Here is a 21580-nt window from a genome sequence, read left to right as displayed (position 1 = left end):
CCGCGCAGCATTCATCAGCCCCGGCCATGGTCGGGGCTGATGCGTTGCACGGCCGTGAGTTCGCAGGATTTCATGGCTGTCGCCATGGCGACAGCTCAGTTTCCGTCCAAGTGACAGGGCCCTGTCAGGGCCATCAGGCAGGAAGGCACTATGAGTCAGGACAAGGGGCGCAAGCCCGGCCGCGGCAAGCCCGCCGGCGAGCGCGGTAGCCATTCTCGAAGTGAGCACTCTCGAGGCGAGCACTCAAGGGGTGAGCGTGGTGGCGCTCAGCGCCAGGAACGTGGCGGGGCTCGCAGAGGTGGCGCTCGCACTGGCGCACCGAAGATCCCCGGTGGCCTGGAAGCCGTCTATGGTGTGCACGCCGTGGAAGCCTTGCTGGCACGCGGCCGCGCGCCGAGCGAGCTGTGGGTGCAGGCAGGCGAGGCCGAGCTGCGTCTGAACGAGATCGTCGAGCAGGCGCGTGCCGCCGGTTCACGCGTCATCTTGAAGGCGCGTGAGGAGCTGGATGCGCTGTCCACCGGCGGTGGTGCCCATCAGGGGCTGGTCGCTCTGTGCGCGCCGCTCGCCACCGAGAACGAGACTGGCCTCAAGCTGCGCCTCGATGGCTGGTCCCATGAGGAAGCGCCGCTGTTTCTGGTGCTGGATTCGGTCACGGATCCGCACAACCTCGGGGCCTGTCTGCGCAGCGCCGATGCCGCCGGTGCCCATGGTGTCATCGTGCCCAAGGACAAGTCCGCCTCCCTGAACGCGACCGTGCGCAAGGTCGCCTGTGGGGCAGCGGAAGTGGTGCCGGTCTATCAGGTCACCAACCTGGTCCGCACGCTGGATGCCATGAAGGAAGCCGGTGTCTGGGTGCTGGGTACGGCTGGCGAAGCCGAGGCCATGGCCTTCGAGGCCGATTTCACCGGGCCGGTGGCCATCGTGATGGGCGCTGAGGGCAAGGGCATGCGTCGGCTGACGCGCGAGCACTGCGACAGCCTGATCAAGCTGCCGATGGCGGGCAGTGTCTCGAGTCTGAATGTCTCGGTCGCGGCCGGTATCTGCCTGTTTGAAGCCGTTCGTCAGCGCCGCAACGGCTGACAGCGAGAATGGGGTGTCAGGGCATGAGGCGTGCCTCGCGACGTGTCGCTTGCCAAGCCCTTGACACCTCTCTACAATACTGCGGTTCTGTGAAGTGCAGTCTGCAGTGAATGCGCGGCATGGGGGCACCTGTCCTCGCCCGCGCGCGTTGTACGTGGCTTTCGAGCCCGAATGACACAACCGTAGTAATCACTCCACTCCTTGCTTCCCGGCCCGAGACGCGCCGTGGAGGCTGTCAAACCGAAAGGAGCCAAGCCATGCGTCACTACGAGATCGTGTTCATGGTCCACCCGGACCAGAGCGAACAGGTTCCGGCCATGATCGAGCGTTACACCTCCATCGTGACCGAAGCCGGCGGTACTGTGCATCGTCTGGAAGATTGGGGTCGCCGTCACCTGGCCTACCCGATCAACAAGATCCACAAGGCCCACTACGTGCTGATGAACGTCGAAACTACCGGTGAAGTGGTCGAGGAACTCGAGACCATCTTCCGTTTCAACGACGCCGTCATCCGTAACCTGGTTGTGCGTGCAAAGGAAGCGGCCATCGAGCCGTCTCCGATGATGAAGCCGGCTGAAGAGAAGCGTCCGCGTCGCGAAGACAAGCGTGACGAAGCCGAAACTCAAGACGCTAACTGATACCGCACCCCCAGGAGGTCATTGCAATGGCACGTTTTTTCCGTCGTCGCAAGTTCTGCCGCTTCACCGCTGAAGGCGTGAAGCAGATCGACTACAAGGACATCGAAGTCCTGAAGTCTTACATCACCGAGACCGGCAAGATCGTCCCGAGCCGCATCACCGGCACCAAGGCGCGTTATCAGCGTCAGCTGGCGACTGCCATCAAGCGTGCGCGCTACCTGGCACTGCTGCCGTACAGCGACAGCCACCAGTAAGGCGACACCATGATGCTGGCATTGGCACGTTGGGCCATGCGCGGACCGTTGCAGTGCATCGCGATTGCACTGCTGACGGGTCTTCTGCCCTGGTTCTTCTGGTTCAGTGCCTCCATCAGTGCGCTGGTCACGCTTCGGCGTGGCCTTGCGCCAGCCGCACCCGTGTTCATCGCCGCTGCCATTCCGGCAGGCTGGTGGTGGACACAAGGCGATCCGGTGCCATTGGCGACCGTGTTGCTGGTCACGTTGATGGCAACCCTGCTGCGTGCTCGCATGCGATGGGGGGAGGCGCTGATTGGCGCCAGCCTGACAGCGGCAATGATGGTGCAGTCCGGGATATTCCTGCCACCAGGCGGGGCTGGTCCACTGCTTGAGAGCATTCGTCAGAATGCCCCTGAGCTTGATGCACGCTTGAGCGACTTTGCCGCTCAAGGTGTGCCGACTGAACAGCTCGCAGGGTTGGTCATCGGCGGTATTACCGGGTTGGTGGTCCTGCTGGCCGCCACGGCCTGTCTGGCCCTGGCGCGCAGTTGGCAGTCCGGGCTCTACAATCCGGGTGGATTTCGTCACGAGTTTCATGCCTTCCGGCTGAGCCCGCGAGAAGTCCTGATACTGGCAGCCTGCGGCATCATCGGGGTCTTCCTCGATGTGCCTGCAGTGCTCCTGCTGATCTGGATACCGTTGTTCGTGGCCGGCATTGCCCTGGTGCATGGCTATATCGGGTTAAAGGGGATGAGCGGGTTATGGTTGGTCGGCGTCTACTTTCTGCTGCTGACGACCTGGCCCACGATTCTGATTTTGCTGCTGCTGGCTCTTGTTGACGTCTTTGCGGATCTTCGCGCACGTCTTGCTGGCAGTCATCGATAAGAGGTTTACGAGATGCAAGTCATTCTGCTCGACAAGATTGGCAAGCTGGGCAACCTGGGTGACCAGGTGTCCGTCAAGGCTGGTTTCGGTCGCAACTATCTGCTGCCGTACGGTCTGGCTGTTCCGGCCACTGCCGAAAACCAGGCGGCTTTCGAAGCTCAGCGCGCTGAGCTGGAAGCACAGGTTGCAGAGCGCAAGGCCGAAGCTGAAGCGCGTGCCGCTCAGCTGAACGAAATCGAACTGTCCCTGGTCGCCAAGGCTGGCGAAGAAGGCAAGCTGTTCGGTTCCATCGGTCCGCGTGATCTGGCCGAAGCCATCGCCCAGTCCGGCATCGACATCGCCAAGAGCGAAGTCCGCATGCCGGAAGGCCCGCTGCGCAACACTGGCGAATACGACATCGTGCTGCAGCTGCACGCTGAAGTGACTGCCACTGTTCGTGTGGTCGTGGTCGGCGAGTAATCGCTGATCCGTGGTGGTTGCCCGGTGATCCGGCGCTGTCACCACAGGTGGTACTCGAACCGCCCTCGCATCCTGGATGCGGGGGCGGTTTTTTTGTGTCTGGCGTTTCTCGGTCGGGCGTGACAGGGAAAATCCTCTGCACGCGGGCAGGGCGGTGACAGGCAAAATCCGGTAGAATGCCTGCCCCCGTGAGGTAGAGCATCATGTGCGGTCGCGATGGTTGGCAGGCTCGCGGCGATGCACGAAAATGGAGGTTCCCGCGGGCGTGTCAGTCATCAGCAGGAGTCAGCCAGGCATGAGCGAGATGCAGGATCAGGATCGCGAGACGGCGGCGCTCAAGGTGCCCCCCAATTCGCTGGAGGCCGAGCAATCGGTCCTCGGCGGTTTGATGCTGGACAACAGCGCCTGGGACACGGTGTCCGAGCGACTGGTGGCCGACGACTTCTATCGCTACGAGCATCGTCTGGTCTACAACGCCATGTCCCAGCTGGTGGGCAGCAGCCGGCCGCTGGATGTGGTCACGTTGTCCGAGTTGCTGGAAAGCCGTGACCAGCTGGAGTCGGTCGGCGGGCTTGCGACCCTCGCCGAGCTTGCGCGCAATACGCCCTCGGCCAGCAACATCAAGGCCTATGCCGACATCGTTCGCGAGCGCGCGACGCTGCGCAAGCTGATCCAGGCGGCCAACCAGATCGCCGAGAGCTCCTTCAGCCCTCAGGGGCGAGACGCCGATGAGCTGGTCAACGAGGCCGAGCGTCTGGTGTTCCAGATCAGCGAATCACGCCCCAAGAGCGGCGGCCCCAAGGGCATGAGTCAGCTGCTGACCGGCGCGGTGGACCGCATCGATGAGCTGTTCAATCTCAAGGGCCAGATGACCGGCCTGTCGACCGGCTTCCGGGACCTGGATGACATGACCTCCGGTCTGCAGCCATCGGACCTGGTGATCATCGCGGGGCGCCCCTCGATGGGCAAGACCACCTTCGCCATGAACCTGGTCGAGCATGCCGTGGTCTCCGGCGACAAGCCGGTGGCCGTGTTCTCGATGGAGATGCCGGCCGAATCGCTGATGCTGCGCATGATCTCCTCGCTGGGCCGCATCGATCAGACCAAGGTGCGTACCGGTCAGCTGGATGACGAGGATTGGCCGCGGCTGACCTCGGCGGTCAACCTGCTCAAGGACAAGCAGCTGTTCGTCGATGACACGGCGGCCCTGTCGCCCAACGAGATGCGCTCACGCTGTCGCCGCATGGCGCGCGAACACGGCGGCATCGGCCTGATCATGATCGATTACCTGCAATTGATGCAGGTGCCGGGGCTGTCCGAGAACCGTACTGCCGAGATCTCCGAGATCTCGCGCTCGCTCAAGGGTCTGGCCAAGGAATTCGCTTGCCCGGTGGTGGCGCTCTCGCAGCTGAACCGCTCGCTTGAGCAGCGTCCCAACAAGCGCCCCGTGATGTCGGATCTACGTGAATCCGGCGCCATCGAGCAGGACGCCGATGTCATCGCCTTCGTCTACCGTGATGAGGTCTACAACAAGGACAATCCCGACAACAAGGGCTTGGCCGAGCTGATCATCGGCAAGCAGCGTAACGGCCCCATCGGCACCGTTCACATGGCCTTCATCGGCAAGTACACCCGTTTCGAGGACCTGGCGCCAGACAGTTATGGCCAGGCCTTCGCTGAATGACGTGATGCGCATGCGCATCAAACATGTACCCGGGCGGCGGCAGCGACGTCGCCCCGCAAGACCCGCACTGACGGGGAGGAGATAGCATGGCAGGTGGATTTGGGCGCGGACGCGCACGCACTCCCAAGCTTCAGGGACGCGGTACGCTGGAGAGCCTTGAGCGCGAAGGGCCTTTCAAGGAATGGCTGGGCATGCCGGATCTCTATCGCTTCACGCTGGTCGTGGAGGGCGAGAGCTACAGCTATCAGACCGAAGACAGTGAAGTGCCGGTCGTCGCGGGCGACATGGTGGTCTTCCGTTACAAGGAAACCAAGGCCGGCAAGTGGATCGACCGCAATTCCCTCGGCAAGGCCATCGACCCCAACTCGCTGTAAGGCGTCCACTTCCGGCGTGGCATGAGCGCATTGGCCAGCCACGACCGTGCAGGCTCGTCGCAAGGCGTCCTTGCACGGCAGCACCGCGGTGATGTGCCCGACCCTTCACTGACACATCACCGCCCGTGTCATTTTCCTGTCATATCAGCATGCTTTGATTCTGGCATGCTGCCATCCCCGCATCCCGCTTTAGCTGAGGCATCCACTCCCGAATCCGGCCAGGCGCTGGAGGCGTTGCTGCGTCTTCGCCAGTTGCGGATGCATTTCCAGCCCATCGTGGCGGCAGATGGCCGTGAGGTCTTCGCCTACGAGGCACTCGCGCGAGCTGCTGCAGGATGCAGCTTGCGCTCACCGATGGCGATGCTCGAGGCGGCTCGCCAGCATCGGCGCCTCGCCGAGCTGGACGGCCTCTGTCGTGAGCTGGCGCTTGAGCAATGGGCCGAGCAGGGCCTGAGTGAGCGCCTGTTCCTGAACGTGTCGCCGGAGGTGCTGCTGGACAGTGCGCATTCTCGGGGACTGACACGTCACCTCCTGCATCGCCATGGGCTGCACCCGCATCAGGTCGTCATCGAGTTGACTGAGCAGACCCCGGGGCTTGACCCGGCACTGATGCGTGAGGCCGTCTGCCATTACCAGTCGATGGGCTTCGCCATCGCGCTGGATGACCTCGGTGAAGGGTACGCCAGCCTCAAGCTGTGGTCGGCGGTTCAGCCTGACTTCGTCAAGATCGACCGACACTTCATCAGCGGTATTCATCAGGATTCGCTCAAGCGGCGTTTCGTGCGCTCGATCATCGACATCGCCCACGGCAGTGGCAGTCAGGTGATCGCGGAAGGCATCGAGCAGGAAGGCGAGATGGAATGCGTGTCCCAGCTGGGGGCTGAGTATCTGCAAGGCTGGCTGTTTGCGAGCGCCGAGGTGGACCCCGCTCGCCAGCGTGCCGGCCTCGAGCAGCGCCTGCATCGTCTGAGTCGCCGCCGGCATGCCGCGCCTCTGGCACTCGGTGCCGGCAGCCTGCTGCGGCAGGTGGCGCCGGTACTGCAGGATACCTGTCTCGAGGAAGTGGCCGAGCGTCTGCATGCCGAGCCGGAATTGATGGCGCTGGCAGTGGTGGACGCGCAGCAGCGGCCGATCGGCATGATCATCCGCCATCGACTGCTGGGATTGCTGAATCAGCGCTTCGGACCGGAGCTGCATGGACGACGGGCGATTCATGAGGTCATGCAGACCCATTCACTGCGTGTCGAGGAAGATGAGCCGCTCGAGCGTCTGTCGGCCAAGCTGCTCGGGCGCCGGGACATTTATCGTGACGAGGACTTCATCATCATGCGAGGGGGATGCTATCGCGGCCTTGGGCGTCCTCTGGATCTGCTGCGCATCCTCGCGGAACGTCAGCTGGCGGTTCGTGCTCAGTGTCCGTGAGCCTCTCCGGGGCGGCGGCCTTGAACATGACGTCATCCAATGGTCATGGCGGTGCCGTTCAATCGTCATCGTCCCCCCGCAAGCTGGCGTGAAGCCTTGACGCCACCTTCACGATGATGGATACCTCAGACAACAGAGGTCCAGGAGCCGACACCATGTCCAGAATTGCCGCTGCCTTCACACCTGCTGGCCTGCTGGTCAGCAACCTGAATGCGCTGATCGCCGAGTATCCGGCACTGGAGGCGCGCGTGATCAGTCATGCCGCCAGCCGCTTCTATCAGGTCCAGCTGGTACTGGAAGCGGGTGCCGATGAAGACGATGAGCGCAGTGAACTGTTGATGAAACGTGGCAAGCCGATGCTGTTCCGCTCGCTGGAGGATGTCTACAGCGAGCTCAGGCGCGCCGGTCTGTCACGCGCCTGGCTGGTATCGCAGGTGGCCAACGACGAGATGATCGGCCGACCGCCTCAGTACCATCAACCGTTGAGCTCGCGCATCCCCTTGAGCTTCTGAGTCAGCGTCTCCTCTGGGGGACCCAGCGGCCGATACGCTCACGGTGGCGGGCAAAGACCCGATAGCCCACATCCAGCAATGGACGCAGCCCCGGCAGCAATGACAGCCTCACCAGGCGCCGATAGCCGAGCACCGCATAGAGGGCTCGGCTGGCGTCCATGCCGACATACCACTCCCCGCGCGCATCCTGCACGTGCAGGCGCCCCATCATCGTCTCGAAGCTCAGCCCCAGAGCATCTGGGGAAAAGTCCTTTGCACGAATGTCGACCGTCCTGACCCGTTCCCGCCTCGGGTGTCTCGCCAGCCAGGCGACCTCCCGCTGGCACAGGGGGCACTTGCCATCGTGATAGAGCGTGACCGGTGCACTGGCCTGCCAGATGCGACTCATGAGGATTCCTTGTCGGTCGTGGAACTGGAGGGCGCGGGATGGTAACCCGCGCGATGGGCACCGCTACCATAGTCAGCGGCGCTGTCGAGTCGGGCGAGAAAGGCCTCGGCCTGTTGCAGCAATGCCTCGCGCTTTTCGTCCTTCATGCGTCGCCAGCTGCCATAGACCAGCGACATGCGCGGGTTGCGTGACAGTGATTCGCGATGGCGTTCGATGAAGTGCCAATAGAGACTATTGATGGGGCAGGCATGCGTGCCGGTGACCTTCTTCGGCGAGTACTGGCACCTGTCGCAGTGATTGGACATGCGATCGATGTACTTGCCCGAGGCACAATAGGGCTTGGAGCCCATCAGGCCGCCATCGGCGTGCAGCACCATGCCCAGGGTATTGGGCAGCTCCACCCACTCGCAGGCATCGACGTAGACCGCCAGATACCAGTCGCATAGCGCCTCGGGCTTCACGCCGCACAGCAGGGCGAAATTGCCGGTGACCATCAGGCGGCGGATATGGTGGGCATAGGCATGATCACGCGTACTGAGGATGGCTTGATCCACACAGCGCATGCCGCTGTCGCCGCGCCAGAAGACCTCCGGTAGATCCCGTGTCGCACTCAGGCGATTCTCCTGCTTGTAGCCGGGCATGCGTGTCCAGTAGATCCCACGCACATACTCTCGCCAACCGAGAATCTGCCGGATGAAGCCCTCGGCGGAATTGACCGGTACCTCGCCACGTCGCCAGGCATCATCGACGGCAGCGCAGACTTCGTGGGGACTCAGAAGCCCGATATTGAGCGCCGCGGAAAGCCGGGAGTGGAACAGGAAGGGGTCACTGTCATCGATGGCATCCTGATGGCGGCCGAAGTCTGCCAGGCAGTGCGCGAGGAAGTGAGCGAGATCGTCGAGCGCCTGGGCGCGGGTCACGGCCCAGTTGAAGTTGTCCAGATTGCCGAAATGACGCAGCTCGCCCTCGGCTCCCTCGCCGAAGCGGGTGTCCACCAGTGTCAGCACTTCGCGCGTCAGCGCATCCTGGCGGTGGTCATGCTGCGGTGGTGGCGGTGACTGGAAGTCGGCGGGAATCGGTTCGCGATTGTCATGATCATGATTGAACTTGCCGCCGGCGGGCTCGCTGCCTTCCATCAACAGGTCCGTGTCACGACGCTGTTCACGGTAGAAGTATTCCATGCGCAATTGCTTGCGTCCGTCGGCCCAGGTCGCGAACTGTGCCGGTGTGGTGAAGAAGCGGTGATCTTCCAGCACCACCCAGGGGATCTCGCCTTCCTCGCGGCGTGCGAGGAAGGCCTCCAGCAGTCGCCATTCCCCGGGGCGAGTCACCAGAATGCCGTCACACTGATGGAGCGCGGCCAGCCGCTCGGCTTCCAGGATCAGGGATTGACGATTGTCCGGGTCATCCAGGCGGCTTTCATGCACCTGCCAGCCGCAGTCGCGCAGCTCCTGTGCGTGATGGCGCATCGCGGCCAGCATCATCGCGATCTTGTGCGGATGGTGTGGCACGTAGCGGCCTTCCTCCTCGACCTCGCAGAAGGCGATCAGACTCTCGGCAGGTGCCTGCTTGAGGCTCGCAAGCTCGTGACTGAGCTGGTCACCGAGAATCAGCACCAGCGGGCGTGCGAAGTCGTGACGGGTGGCAAGTTGCAGAGTGGAGGTTTCGGGCACACTGACTCCTGCGGCGGGGCGCAAGCACGGCTTGCGTCAGGTTGTGACAATAATTGTCGTAAAGCTGTACAAATCGTGATGATAGTATAACTTCATCCCTCACGCACAGGGCGAGCTGGTAACATGGCTGCGCTGTCGGTGAGGGTGGCTGGTTGCCGCTTCACCCCTTTTCTTGCCCCTTGTCAGGAGTTCATCGCCCATGAGCACCCCGCGTTTCGGCGTCATGCTGGTCAATCTCGGCACCCCTGAAGCCCCGACACCCAAGGCGGTGCGCCGCTACCTCGCGGAGTTTCTCGGTGATGTACGCGTGATCGACCTGCCGCGACTGCTCTGGCTGCCGATCCTGCATGGCCTGGTGCTGACGACTCGCCCCAAGAAGGTCGCCGAGGCCTATGCCTCGGTGTGGACGGAAGACGGCTCGCCGCTGATGGCGATCGGCAAGCGTCAACGTGCCGCGCTGGAGGCGCGTCTGGCCGAAACGCTGGGCGAGGAGATTCCGGTAGAGCTTGCGATGACCTACGGCAAGCCGACCATGGAAGAGGTGGGGCGCAAGCTGGCCAGTCGTGGGGCAGATCGCATCCTGGTGCTGCCGCTCTATCCGCAGTTCTCGCGGACCACGACTGCCGCGGTGTTCGATCGCCTGGCGCGCGCGCTCAAGCCGTGTCCGCACCTGCCGGAACTGCGCTTCGTGCGTGACTACCATGATCATCCTGACTACATCGCCGCGCTGGCCGCCAGTGTCCGTGAGCACTGGGAAAAGGCCGGGCATCGCGGCAAGCGTCTGTTGATGAGCTATCACGGCATCCCCAAGCGCTATGCGACGGCGGGCGACCCCTACCCACGCCAGTGCGAGCGCACCAGCCAGCTGCTGGCCGAGGCGTTGGGGCTTGGGGACGATGAGTGGGCGATGACCTACCAGTCACGCTTCGGCAAGGCCGAGTGGCTCAAGCCGTATACCGATGAGACGCTCAAGGCCTGGGGGGCTGAAGGTCTGGAAAGCGTCGACGTCATCTCGCCGGCCTTCGCGGCCGACTGTCTCGAGACGCTGGAGGAGCTGGAAGAGGAGAATCGCGGCTACTTCACCGAGTCCGGCGGGGGCGAGTTCCGCTACATTCCGGCGCTCAATGACCGTCGTGAGCATATCGATCTGCTAGAGGCACTGTGCCGCCAGCATGCTCAGGGCTGGTGACGAGCAGGGCAGGCATGAGGCCCGCCTGAATGATCTGAGCACCGCAGTCCGAGTGACAGATGCGCAGTGAAACGCTGGAAAGACAGCGCCCCCACCAGTCTCCTGGTGGGGGCGCTTTGCGTTGGTCTGCCGTCTCGCCTCGCGAGAGGAGTGGGGCCGACCGGGGCAGGTCAGAGCGTCAGGCGAACACGAGCGCTCAGGGCAGGCGCGATTCCGAGGCTTCGGCATTTGCCTCATCCGGTTCGTCTGATACTTCCAGACGTTCCGGCACGTTGCGGGTACGGATGTCCGCCACCAGCTTCTGATGCAGCGCGGCCTTGGACAGCAGGTGTGCGGTCACCGGGGCGGTGATGAACAGGAAGATGGTGATCAGCATCTCCTGGAAGCTGAAGTGACCGGTAGTGGCGCGGAAATAGATCATCGACGCCATCAGTACGCAGCCGACCCCCAGGGTGGTGGTCTTGCTGGGACCGTGCAGACGCATGTAGAAGTCCTTGAGGTGCGTCAGCCCCAGCGACCCGATGAAGGCGAACAGGCCGCCGGCGATCAGGAAGAAGGCGATCACGCCTTCCAGGACAGGATAGAACCAGGTGGGCATGGAGACTCTCCGCTCAGGTCATTCGATGATGTCGCCGCGCAGCAGATACTTGCAGACTGCCACGGTGCTGACGAAGCCCAGCATGGCGATCAGCAGCGCCGCCTCGAAGTAGGCCTTGCTGTTGAGCTGGATGCTGAACAGCACGATCAGCGCGATGGAGTTCACGTACATGGTGTCCACGGCGAGGATGCGGTCCGGCAGGTCCGGGCCGATGGCCAGCCGGAAGACGTTGAGCATCAGGGACGCCGCGAACAGCGCGATGCTGATCCACAGGGCGATGTCTAGCATTCGTAGATCTCCTTCAGCGGGCGCTCGTAGCGCTGGCGGATCTCGTCGATCAATGCCTGTTCATCCTCGACATCCAGTGCATGGATGATCAGATGGCGACCATCCAGCGTGAGATAGGCAGAGACCGTCCCCGGTGTCAGCGTGATGGTGCTCGACAGCAGGGTGATCGGGAACTTCTGCTCGAGCTCCAGCGGATAGCGCACGAAGGCCGGGCGGAATTTCGCACGCGGATTCAGGATGAGTCGCGAGACCTGCAGGTTGGCGATGATGATGTCCAGGATGACGCGCAGCAGGTAGCCGATCAGTCGCCACGGTTTCTGGAGATCCGGCTGCGGCTCCCAGAAACGATAGGTCAGTGCCGGGATGGCGATGGCCAGCACCGCACCGAGCAATATCTGCCCGGGCGAGACGCTGTTCTGCAGCATCAGCCACACGACCAGCAGCAGGGTCGAGAGCATCGGGGTGGGCAGAACGCGAGAACGAGACTTGATCATTGAGCGTCTCCCTTGAGCGGCAGAGCGGTTTCCGGTGCGGCGTCCTTGCCCAGAAGGGCATCGAGATAGGGGGCCGGGTCCGACAGTTGCTGTGCGGTGGCCTTGGTCCAATGCGAGACGGGACCGGCGAAGACGACCAGTGCCAGTGCGGCGGAGATCAGGCCGCAGGTCGCGATGCCGCGCGCGACACCGAGTCGTTCACCGCTGGGTTCACTGTTGCCGGTGCGCCAGAACACGCTGGAACCGGCACGCGAACAGGCCACGATCGAGCACAGCCCGGCCAGCAGCAGCACTGGCCACAGCCATACCTGCTGCTCCAGTGAGGCGGACGACAGGATCAGCGCCTTGCCGATGGCGCCCGAGAAGGGCGGCAGGCCCGCCGCGGCCGCCGTGCCGATCAGGAACAGTCCGCCCAGCAGGCCCGCCTGCAGCAGTGGCCGTGAGCGCACGATACGGGCACCGGCCTTGCCACGCTGGCCTGCCATCACATCCACCAGCAGGAAGAGGCCGCCGGTGACCAGGGTGGAGTGGATCAGGTAGAACAGCAGGGCGCTGTCCGCCGCGATGCTGTTCATGCCCAGCGCCGTCAGTAGCGTACCGACCGAGATCATCACCAGATAGGCCACCAGGGTGCGCAGGTCACGTGCCGAGAGCACGCCGAGCATCGACACGACCAGCGTGGCGAGCCCTGCCCACCACAGCCAGTCGCGACCGAGATCTGCCAGGGTGCCGGCGTTGTCGGTGAAGATCAGCGAGTAGACGCGCAGGATGGAATAGATGCCGACCTTGGTCATGATCGCGAACAGCGCCGCCACCGGCGCCGAGGCCGCGGCGTAGGCGCGGGGTAGCCAGAAATACAGCGGCAGCATCGCGGCCTTGAGGCCGAATACCACCAGCAGCAGCAGACCGCCGGCTTCCATCAGGCCGGCCCGTCCCGGGTCCAGCGTGGTGACGATGACGGCCATGTCGGCCATGTTCAGCGTACCTGTCACGCCGTAGAGGATGCCCAGCGCGATCAGGAAGAACGCCGACCCCATCAGGTTCAGCACCACGTAATGCAGGGCCGACAGCGTGCGAGCCTTGCTGCCGCCGTGCAGCAGCAGGGCGTATGAGGCGATCAGCAGGACCTCGAAGAACACGAACAGGTTGAAGAGGTCACCGGTCAGGAAGGCACCGTTGATCCCCATCAGCTGCAGCAGGAACAGGCCATGGAAGTTGGAGCCTGTCTCATCGATGCCCGCCGTGGCATACAGGCAGGCCAGCAGGCCCAGTACCGAGCTGAGCAGCACCATGGTCGCCGACAGGCGATCCAGCACCAGCACGATCCCGAAGGGAGGCTGCCAGTCGCCCAGCGCGTAGTAGCGAATGGTGTCGTCGTTGGCCTGAACGACCAGCGCGATGGCGATGGCCACCATGATGGCCTGGGTGATCAGGCTGATGCTGCGGCGCAGTACCGGCGATGAGCCGCGACTCAGCAGCAGGCAGGCGCCCACCAGCAGTGGCAGGACGATCGGAAGGACAATCAGGTGTTGCAGCATCACTTGCCATCCTCTTTCGAGTCGTCCAGACGGTTGCCGTTGACGTGGTCACTGCCCAGGTCACCGCGCGCGCGCATGGCGAGGATGACCACGAAGGCCGTCATGGCGAAGCCGATCACGATGGCGGTCAGCACCAGCGCCTGGGGCAGCGGGTCCGCCGTGGGCGAGCCTGAGCCGACCACGGCGGGGGTGCCGTGCATGGCAAGCCCCCCCATGGAGAACAGGAACAGGTTGACCGCGTAGGACAATAGCGTCAGTCCGACCACGACAGGGAAGGTGCGCCCGCGCAGGGTCAGGTAGACACCGCAGGCGGCCAGCAGGCCGGTGGTAGTGGCGTAGAGGGCTTCCATCAGCTCTTCTCCTTGGTCGGGCGGTGCGGTGTCGTCAGCTTGCCGAGGTTGGCGAGAATCATCAGGGTCGCGCCGACCACGGTCAGATAGACCCCGAGGTCGAACAGCAGCGCGGTGGCCAGCTCTATCTCACCGATCACGGGAATCGTGAAGTGGCCGAACGATGACGTCAGGAACGGATAGCCGAAGACCCAGCTGCCCGCGCCCGTCAGGCCGGCGATCAACACCCCGGCCGCCGCGACCGGCTGGTAGGGGAAGCGCAGCCAGCGCTGTGTCCAGTCCACGCCGCGCGCGATGTAGAGCAGGATGATGGCCACGGCGGTCACCAGACCGGCGATGAAACCGCCGCCGGGTTCGTTGTGGCCGCGCAGGAAGATGTAGACCGAGACCAGCAGCGCCAGTGGCAGCAGGGTCTGGGACACGGTGGCCAGAATCATCGGGTGGCGGTCCGGCGACCAGTTGCGGCCATCCAGGTCAGTGGACGGCATGAACAGGCGCAGGCGGTTGAGCAGCTTGAAGATCGCCAGTCCGGCAATCCCGAGTACGGTGATCTCGCCCAGCGTATCGAAGCCACGGAAGTCGACGAGAATCACGTTGACCACGTTGTGGCCCCCACCGCCGGAGACCGCATTGGCCATGAAGAAGTCGGAGATCGATTCGACCGGGCGGGTCAGGATGGCGAAGTTGAGGCTTGCGACCACCACGCCGAAGGCGCTGGCGAGCAGGACGTCACGCATGATGCGTCGCGCGCTGGATTCCTTGGGTGTGCGCTGTGGCAGGAAGAACAGTGCCAGCATCAGCAGGATCATCGTCACCACCTCCACCGCCAGCTGGGTCAGCGCCAGGTCCGGGGCGGCAAAGCGTGCAAACGCCAGCGAGGTCATCAGGCCGACCACTGACAGCATCAGCAGGGAGATCAGGCGCTTGCGGTGAGTGATCGCGGTGCCCAGGCCGGCCAGGCCGGTGATCACGGCACCCGTCAGCAGCATGCCATCGAAGGGCTGCTGCTCAAGCTCTCCACCCAGGCGCGGCACGGCCAGCAGTCCGATGCCGACGAAGACCAGCGCGGTCAGGAGCAGCCACAGCATGTAGCGCTGCAGCGAACCGTTCTCGAAGCTGTCCATGAAACGCTCGGACAGTTTCACGACTCGCTGGACGTTGGCCTCGAAGACCAGCAGGGCGTTGCGCGCCCGGAACTGGCGCTGGAAGGCGTACAGATGGTGGCGCAGGGCGTAGACGGCGACACCGCCACCCAGCGCGATGACGCTCATCAGCAGCGGCAGGTTGAAACCGTGCCAGATGGCGAGACTGAAGTCCGGCACCGGCGCTGCCAGCACGCTGGCGGAGGCGCTCACCAGCAGGTCCTTGATCACCAGTGACGGCAGGATGCCCACCAGCAGGCAGATCAGCACCAGCACCTCGATGGGCAGCTTCATGTAGCGCGGCGGCTCATGCGGGGTCTTGGGCAGGTCCTTCGGCTCGCCATTGAAGAAGACGTCGTGGATGAAGCGCAGCGAGTAGGCCACCGACAGGATGCCACCGAGGGTCGCCAGCGCCGGAATCAGCCAGGAAAGACCGCCCAGCAGCTGGGCATCGAGGCTCTCGGCAAAGAACATTTCCTTGGACAGGAAGCCGTTGAGCAGCGGCACGCCGGCCATCGAGGCCGAGGCGACCATCGCCAGCACCGTGGTATGTGGCATGTAACGGTACAGGCCGTTGAGCTTGCGGATGTCACGCGTGCCACATTCGTGGTCGACGATGCCGGCTGCCATGAACAGCGAGGCCTTGAAGGTCGCGTGATTGATGATGTGCAGCAGGCCCGCGACGGCGGCCATCTGGCTGTTGAAGCCGAACAGCAGCGTGATCAGACCCAGATGACTGATGGTCGAGAAGGCCAGCACACCCTTGAGGTCCTGCTTCATCAAGGCGAACCAGGCGCCATACAGCAGGGTGGCAAGGCCCGTGAGGCTGACGATGTAGAACCAGAGATCAGTCCCCGAGAGCACCGGGTGCATGCGCGCCAGCAGAAAGACCCCGGCCTTGACCATGGTGGCGGAGTGCAGGAAGGCGGACACCGGTGTCGGCGCCGACATCGCGTGGGGCAGCCAGAACTGGAACGGGAACTGCGCGGACTTGGTGAAGGCGCCCAGCAGCACCAGTACCAGTGCGACAGGATACAGCTCGTGGGAGCGGATCTGGTCTGCTGCCGCGAGGACGTCATCGAACTGGTAGCTGCCGACGATATGACCGATGACCAGGATGCCGGCCAGCAGCGCCAGCCCGCCCGCACCGGTGACGGTCAGCGCCATGCGGGCGCCCTTGCGCGCCTCGCTCAGCTGATACCAGTAACCGATCAGCAGGAAGGAGCTGAGACTGGTCAGCTCCCAGAACACCCACATCAACAGCAGGTTGTCCGCCATGACGATGCCGAGCATCGCGGTCATGAACAGCATCAGGAAGCTGTAGAGGCGTGCCAGCGAGTCCTCGCTCGACAGGTAGTAGCGAGAATAGAGGATGATCAGCAGTCCGATGCCGAGAATCAGCAGGACGAACAGAGCTGACAGGCCATCGAAGCGTAGCGCCAGATCCAGCCCCAGTTCGGTGATCCACGGCAGGTAGAACTGGGCTATCTGGCCGGCGAAGACATCGCCGAGATGGAAGACGGCGATACCAAGTGCCAGGGCAGGGGCAACCGCCGTCAGCCAGGCAAGGCGGCCGCGGGGCAGGTCTCTGGCCATCAACGGCACCAGGGCACCGAGCAATGGCAGTAGCACGATCAACAGCAGGGTCATGGAAGACTCGCTCCAGTCGTTGTAGGGCGTTGTCCCTCTGTCGTCAGCGGAGCGGACACGGGCTCAGGGCCAGGCCACCAGCTTCGAGGTCGGGACGCGGATTTCGGCCACTGGGTGCCGATAGGATAGGCGAGCGCATTGCAGGCTGCCGAGGTTGCCACCTCTGGATCACGCTTCCGTGTCAGGTCGACGCCTGCTCGGGAGGTGCGTGCCGCCATCAAGTGGCGGGAATGGGTGGCAGTGGCAGCCGATGGCGGCTCAGAGGTTCAGGCGCCCGGCAGGGACGCAGGTACCTCGGGATGAGACGTCACCGCCGCGGGCGGATCAGTCAGAAAGGGGAGGCGCACGGCACGAGGTGCCAGCATCCAGGTGGGGATGAGGTCCGCAGCGCGCCCCCGGCTGCCCGCGATGGGCAGACGGTGAAGATGCCGGGTTGGTGCGGTCATGTCATGTCTTGCGAGCATGGCCGTATTCCTCCTGAAGCCCCTGGATGACAAGTGTGTTTGCGGGTAGAGACACTTGCGCGATCTTGTTGAAAACATTGGTGGATCGTGACCTAACCTCTCGAATGTATCACGCACTTGCACCCCTCGCCAGCGCACGGGCGGCAGGTCGGATGAGGTCCCTGATCGGACAGCGTGTTGTACAGAGCGGGCTATTTATTGTACAAATATTATACGCCGATAACGCTTTGGAGCTCGCATGCGAGAGGCCATCAGCACGAATTCGGGCGGCCCACCGGAGACGTCACTTGTCTGGCTGCGTCATGACCTGCGTCTGGAAGACAACCCGGTATTCGCGCTGCCCAGTGTCCGTCGCCCCTATCAACTTCTGGTCATGTACGTGCTGGACCAGCGCTGGTTGACGCCTGTCGAGGGTCTGCCTCGCCTGGGACCTGCCCGCCTTCGCCTCCTCTGGCAGAGCCTGATGAACCTGCGTGGCATGTTGCTGCGCCGCGGCAGTGATCTGCTGGTGCGAGTGGGGGATCCCGTCAGCGAGGTGCTGGCCCAGGTCCGCCAGCATGACGTGGACTGCCTGGAAGTCAGTCATTCCCGAACCCCGGATGATGCCGGCAATCTTCAGCGTCTTGCCGCGCAACTTCCTGCCAGTACCCGGCTGCATTGCCACCCACGTGAAGGGCTCGTGCTGGAGCCGCTGGACGAGCGGGATGCGACGCAGGAGCCCGCAGCCCTGTGGACGCCTCCGCAGGTGATGGAAATCCCGGCCCACGGTGCGGAGGCGATGTCTCTCGCCGCCCCGGAATTGCCCGCCTCCTCGCGGCTCTCGCCAGCGCTGGCGTCACGCGGGGCGATGTCTCTGCGTCTCGATGATGCCCAGTGGTGGATGCGTCATGCCTCGCGCAATCCCTTGCAGGGGCTGCCGTGTTCCTTGCCGCCATGGCCGGAATCGGCATCACGCGGTTTCCCGCCGCTGGAGGCAGTGTGCGCCACGGCCAGCGCCTGGCAACCGGTGGGGGAGATCGCCACGCTTCAAGGCGGAGAGGAGCCGGCGCGCGAGCAGCTGTCTTCCCTCGTCTGGTCGCGTCCGGAATCAGAGGATGCCGAGGTGCAGGCTGCCTGGCGCCTGTCCGCCTGGTTGGCGCAGGGCTGCATCAGTCCGCGGCGCATCCTGCAGGCACTGGCGGAACATCGACGGGAAATGGGGGAGTCTCTCGTGGCGCATCAGCTGATGGCTGTGCTGCTCCAGCGCGAGTACTGGCAGCGGGTCCTGCAAGCGCAGCCCGAGGAATCGCTGATGGGCTGGTATGGCGAGGCGCTGGAGAAGGAGGCGGCCTGCGATGTGGCATTCCAGCGCTGGCGCGAAGGGCGCACGGGCGACGTACGGGTGGACCGGGCCATGCACAGGCTGACCCGGGAAGGCTGGCTGCCGTGGGATGAGCGCCAGCATCTGGCTCGTGCATGGCTTGCCGCCGGGGGAGACTGGCGACTCGGGGCGCGCTGGTTCGAGCACTGTCTGCTGGATTTCGATGCCGCCGTCCACTGGGGGGAGTGGCGGCATCTGGCGGGTCAGCCGGTGTGAGGTCTCAGCCCAGTCGCGCCAGCAGCGCCGTGACTGCAGTCTCGACGCGCAGGATGCGCTCGCCGAGGTGTACGCCCTCGAAGCCGGCCTTCATGAACTGCTCTACCTCATAGTCCACGAATCCACCCTCCGGGCCGATGGCCAGGATCACCGGCTCACCCACCGCGCGTGGGCACTCCTGCGGCATGCCCGGGTGCGCGATGATGCCGCGCGGCTTCACGGCGCTCTCCGGGGCCATCAGGTCCGGCAGTCTGTCCTCCACGAATGGCTTGAACAATGTCTCCTGCGTGACCGTCGGCATGATGGTGTCGCGCGCCTGCTCCAGTCCCAGCACCAGATGCTGGCGAATCTTTTCCTCTTTCAGCTCCGGCGACTGCCAGTAGCTCTTCTCCACGCGCCGCGTATGCAGCAGGGTGATGTGCTTCACGCCCAGCGCCGTGATGTGTTCCAGCGAGCGCGCCAGCATGCGCGGGCGTGGCAGCGCCAGCAGCAGATGGACATCGAGTGGTGCCGGCGGCTGACGCTCCAGACGCAGACTGAATTCGGCCACCTCGGCGTCCAGCCGCTCCAGGCGTCCACGACCGATCAGCCCGCCTTCGATTCCCAGGGTCATCTCGTCACCGACAGCGGCACGATGCACCTCACGCAGATGGCGCAGTCTGCGCGGGTCCGTCACGCGTGCATGGTCGGAGGCGAGCAGGTCATCAGCGCCGAGCAGGATAAGGTTCATGGCGATACCGTAGACAGACAGGAGGAAAAGAGGCGGCATTCTAGCATGGACGCCAGATGGCTCGGCTCCGGCGAAATGACAGCGAAGGGGGCGATTGCCCGAGGCGTGGCGGTAGTGGATCAGCCGCGTGGAAGCGGCTTTCCTTGCAGTGCCCCCCCTTGAGTGCACAATGAAGAAAAATCGACAGGAGCTTGATCCGTGAGAGTCATCCGCAAATACGCCAATCGGCGTCTCTACGATACCGAGCAGAGCCGTTATGTGACCCTCGAGGACCTGCGCAGCCTGGTGCTGGCGGAAGAGGTCTTCAAGGTCGAGGACGCCAAGAGCGGCGAGGACCTCACGCGTACCATCCTGCTGACCATCATCATCGAGCAGGAGCAGGGCGATGGTGAGGCCGAAGTCTTCTCCAACGAGCTGCTGGAGCAGTTCATCCGCATCTATGCGATGGCCAAGCCATTGCCGCTGGCGGGGTATCTGGAGCAGGGCACGCGGCTGATGATGGAGCAACAGCAGCGCATGCAGGAGCAATGGTCCCAGGCCATGCGCCACTCGCCCATGGAAATGATGCGCGAAGTCGCCGAAGAGAATCTGCGCTTCTGGCAGCAGGCCATGGGGGGCGGCATCAACCGGGGCCGGACGAGCTCACGCTCTGCCGATGATGCCCCGGAGGGCGGGACGAACGACGACGGCGAGGCTCACGACCCCGAGGGCACACGCTGAGTGATGCCTGGTCGGCCGGCATGAAAATCACATGAAATCGCGTTGATGTGAAAAGGGGCGTCCCGAGGGGAGCCCCTTTCTGCCATAATGCGCAGCCTGACATTTCCTCGGTCGCCCGTGTCTTGCGGGCAGCCTTGATCCTCACTGGCTCATGAAGGTTGAAAAGATGAAGGTCCTGATCATCGGCGGCGGTGGCCGCGAACATGCGCTGGCCTGGAAAGCCGCCCAGTCCTCCCGTGTCGAGGAGGTCTTCGTGGCCCCCGGCAATGCGGGCACGGCGCGCGAGTCCAAGCTGACCAATCTGGCGATTGCCGCTGACGATCTCGATGCTCTGGTCGCCTTCGCGCGGGACAACGCCATCGAGCTGACCATCGTCGGCCCGGAAGCGCCGCTGGTGATCGGCGTGGTCGATCGCTTCCGCGAGGCGGGGCTCAAGTGCTTCGGTCCGACGGCCGGCGCTGCCCAGCTGGAAGGCTCCAAGGCCTTCACCAAGGACTTCCTGGCGCGTCATGCCATCCCGACCGGCGACTACGCCACCTTCGCCGAGGTCGATGCGGCGCTTGAGTACCTGGCCGCCCACCCGGCACCGATCGTCATCAAGGCCGATGGCCTGGCGGCGGGCAAGGGAGTGGTGGTCGCGATGACCGACGAGGAAGCTCGCGCCGCCGTGCGTGACATGCTCGAGGACAACGCCTTCGGTGATGCCGGTGCACGCGTGGTGATCGAGGAGTTCCTCGATGGCGAGGAAGCCAGCTTCATCGTGATGGTCGATGGCGAGAACGTGCTGCCGATGGCCACCAGTCAGGACCACAAGCGGGTCGGTGAAGGCGATACCGGCCCCAACACCGGTGGCATGGGGGCCTATTCTCCGGCACCGGTGGTCACCGCCGATGTGCACCAGCGCGTGATGGACGAGATCATTCTGCCCACCGTGCGTGGCATGGCGGCAGAGGGACATCCCTACACCGGCTTCCTGTACGCCGGCCTGATGATCGATGCCCAGGGCGCGCCGAAGATCATCGAATACAATTGCCGCTTCGGTGATCCGGAGACCCAGCCGATCATGGTACGTCTGAAGTCCGACCTGGTGGGGCTGTGTCTGGCCGCCGAAGACGGGCGCCTCGATACCCAGACCTGCGAGTGGGATTCCCGCGCGGCGGTCGGCGTGGTGCTGGCGGCAGGCGGCTATCCGGCCAGCTACCGCAAGGGCGATGTCATCACCGGGTTCGATGCTGCCGAGGCGACCGGTTGCAAGGTCTTCCACGCCGGCACCGCCGAAAAGGACGGGCAGGTGGTCACCAGTGGCGGTCGCGTGCTGTGCGTCACCGCGCTGGGCGACAGCGTGGCCGCCGCCACCGAGCGTGCCTACGAGGGTGTGGACGCCATCGACTGGCAGGACGTGCTCGTGCGACGTGACATCGCCTGGCGTGCCATCGCCCGTGAGCGTGGCGACGCCTGAGCCTGTCCGGCATCATCGCATTGTCTGCAAG

General features: G+C 64.0%; 22 protein-coding genes. 13 read left to right on the top strand and 9 right to left on the bottom strand.

Annotated features, from left to right (window positions below; genetic code table 11):
* The first annotated feature begins 354 nt into the window (after positions 1–354).
* The 9 genes from rlmB (at position 355) to BFX80_RS15890 (ending at position 7290) form a co-directional block, all read left to right on the top strand.
* A complete protein-coding gene (rlmB, locus tag BFX80_RS15930; protein WP_240499762.1) occupies positions 355–1080 on the top strand; it encodes a 23S rRNA (guanosine(2251)-2'-O)-methyltransferase RlmB in 726 nt (241 codons plus the stop codon).
* A gap of 257 nt (positions 1081–1337) precedes the next feature.
* Positions 1338–1718, top strand: coding sequence for a 30S ribosomal protein S6 (gene rpsF / locus BFX80_RS15925; RefSeq protein ID WP_065392636.1), 381 nt, complete (start codon positions 1338–1340; stop codon positions 1716–1718).
* 26 nt (positions 1719–1744) lie between these two features.
* Positions 1745–1972 (top strand): 30S ribosomal protein S18, encoded by a 228-nt coding sequence (rpsR, locus tag BFX80_RS15920; protein ID WP_024952281.1) that lies wholly within the window; start codon positions 1745–1747, stop codon positions 1970–1972.
* Positions 1973–1984: 12 nt separating this feature from the next.
* Complete coding sequence (locus tag BFX80_RS15915; RefSeq protein ID WP_084209830.1) at positions 1985–2839, top strand: hypothetical protein; 855 nt, start codon at positions 1985–1987, stop codon at positions 2837–2839.
* Positions 2840–2851: 12 nt separating this feature from the next.
* Entirely contained in the window at positions 2852–3298 is a 447-nt protein-coding gene (gene rplI, locus BFX80_RS15910) for a 50S ribosomal protein L9 (protein WP_065392637.1), read from the top strand.
* Positions 3299–3602: 304 nt separating this feature from the next.
* Entirely contained in the window at positions 3603–4982 is a 1380-nt protein-coding gene (gene dnaB / locus BFX80_RS15905) for a replicative DNA helicase (protein WP_077379359.1), read from the top strand.
* Positions 4983–5068: 86 nt separating this feature from the next.
* Positions 5069–5356 carry a hypothetical protein gene (locus tag BFX80_RS15900; RefSeq protein ID WP_043334752.1) on the top strand — a complete coding sequence of 96 codons (288 nt, stop codon included), beginning with the start codon at positions 5069–5071 and terminating at the stop codon, positions 5354–5356.
* Between the two features lie 165 nt (positions 5357–5521).
* Entirely contained in the window at positions 5522–6778 is a 1257-nt protein-coding gene (locus BFX80_RS15895; protein ID WP_167593058.1) for an EAL domain-containing protein, read from the top strand.
* Positions 6779–6933: 155 nt separating this feature from the next.
* Positions 6934–7290 (top strand): DUF6482 family protein, encoded by a 357-nt coding sequence (locus BFX80_RS15890; RefSeq protein ID WP_219815849.1) that lies wholly within the window; start codon positions 6934–6936, stop codon positions 7288–7290.
* 1 nt (position 7291) lies between these two features.
* On the opposite strand, the gene BFX80_RS15885 is transcribed toward BFX80_RS15890, so the two are convergent.
* Positions 7292–7678, bottom strand: coding sequence for a thiol-disulfide oxidoreductase DCC family protein (locus tag BFX80_RS15885; RefSeq protein WP_084209406.1), 387 nt, complete (start codon positions 7676–7678; stop codon positions 7292–7294).
* Positions 7675–9351 carry a cryptochrome/photolyase family protein gene (locus BFX80_RS15880; protein WP_240499611.1) on the bottom strand — a complete coding sequence of 559 codons (1677 nt, stop codon included), beginning with the start codon at positions 9349–9351 and terminating at the stop codon, positions 7675–7677. The genes BFX80_RS15885 and BFX80_RS15880 overlap by 4 nt, the downstream gene beginning before the upstream one ends.
* A gap of 199 nt (positions 9352–9550) precedes the next feature.
* On the opposite strand from BFX80_RS15880, the gene hemH reads away from it, so the two are divergent.
* A complete protein-coding gene (hemH, locus tag BFX80_RS15875) occupies positions 9551–10540 on the top strand; it encodes a ferrochelatase (protein WP_084209405.1) in 990 nt (329 codons plus the stop codon).
* Positions 10541–10736: 196 nt separating this feature from the next.
* Here hemH and BFX80_RS15870 read toward each other — a convergent pair whose 3' ends face one another.
* From BFX80_RS15870 to BFX80_RS15845, 6 genes are read right to left on the bottom strand one after another with little or no spacing between them, the layout of a single operon-like run.
* Positions 10737–11138, bottom strand: coding sequence for a Na+/H+ antiporter subunit G (locus BFX80_RS15870; protein ID WP_077378827.1), 402 nt, complete (start codon positions 11136–11138; stop codon positions 10737–10739).
* 18 nt (positions 11139–11156) lie between these two features.
* Entirely contained in the window at positions 11157–11426 is a 270-nt protein-coding gene (locus tag BFX80_RS15865; protein WP_077378830.1) for a K+/H+ antiporter subunit F, read from the bottom strand.
* Positions 11420–11920: a Na+/H+ antiporter subunit E gene (locus BFX80_RS15860; protein ID WP_077378833.1), complete on the bottom strand. Its 501-nt coding sequence runs from the start codon at positions 11918–11920 to the stop codon at positions 11420–11422. The genes BFX80_RS15865 and BFX80_RS15860 overlap by 7 nt, the downstream gene beginning before the upstream one ends.
* Positions 11917–13458, bottom strand: a complete 1542-nt coding sequence (locus tag BFX80_RS15855) for a monovalent cation/H+ antiporter subunit D (RefSeq protein ID WP_084209404.1) — start codon at positions 13456–13458, stop codon at positions 11917–11919. Before BFX80_RS15855 ends, BFX80_RS15860 begins: the two co-directional genes overlap by 4 nt.
* On the bottom strand, positions 13458–13808 hold the full coding sequence (locus BFX80_RS15850; protein WP_077378839.1) for a Na+/H+ antiporter subunit C: 351 nt from the start codon (positions 13806–13808) through the stop codon (positions 13458–13460). The genes BFX80_RS15855 and BFX80_RS15850 overlap by 1 nt, the downstream gene beginning before the upstream one ends.
* Positions 13808–16600, bottom strand: coding sequence for a monovalent cation/H+ antiporter subunit A (locus BFX80_RS15845; RefSeq protein WP_084209403.1), 2793 nt, complete (start codon positions 16598–16600; stop codon positions 13808–13810). Before BFX80_RS15845 ends, BFX80_RS15850 begins: the two co-directional genes overlap by 1 nt.
* A gap of 702 nt (positions 16601–17302) precedes the next feature.
* On the opposite strand from BFX80_RS15845, the gene BFX80_RS15840 reads away from it, so the two are divergent.
* Entirely contained in the window at positions 17303–18640 is a 1338-nt protein-coding gene (locus tag BFX80_RS15840; RefSeq protein WP_084209402.1) for a deoxyribodipyrimidine photo-lyase, read from the top strand.
* Positions 18641–18644: 4 nt separating this feature from the next.
* On the opposite strand, the gene BFX80_RS15835 is transcribed toward BFX80_RS15840, so the two are convergent.
* Positions 18645–19370 carry a 16S rRNA (uracil(1498)-N(3))-methyltransferase gene (locus BFX80_RS15835; protein ID WP_084209828.1) on the bottom strand — a complete coding sequence of 242 codons (726 nt, stop codon included), beginning with the start codon at positions 19368–19370 and terminating at the stop codon, positions 18645–18647.
* 198 nt (positions 19371–19568) lie between these two features.
* On the opposite strand from BFX80_RS15835, the gene phaR reads away from it, so the two are divergent.
* Complete coding sequence (phaR, locus tag BFX80_RS15830; RefSeq protein ID WP_084209401.1) at positions 19569–20090, top strand: polyhydroxyalkanoate synthesis repressor PhaR; 522 nt, start codon at positions 19569–19571, stop codon at positions 20088–20090.
* Between the two features lie 166 nt (positions 20091–20256).
* Positions 20257–21549 carry a phosphoribosylamine--glycine ligase gene (gene purD / locus BFX80_RS15825; RefSeq protein ID WP_084209400.1) on the top strand — a complete coding sequence of 431 codons (1293 nt, stop codon included), beginning with the start codon at positions 20257–20259 and terminating at the stop codon, positions 21547–21549.
* Positions 21550–21580 lie beyond the last annotated feature (31 nt).

The sequence above is a fragment of the Cobetia marina genome (assembly GCF_001720485.1).
In the GTDB taxonomy this organism is placed as follows: domain Bacteria; phylum Pseudomonadota; class Gammaproteobacteria; order Pseudomonadales; family Halomonadaceae; genus Cobetia; species Cobetia marina.
The sequence above is the reverse complement of the archived record's forward strand: the minus strand, read 5'-3'. Positions and strand labels throughout refer to the sequence as shown.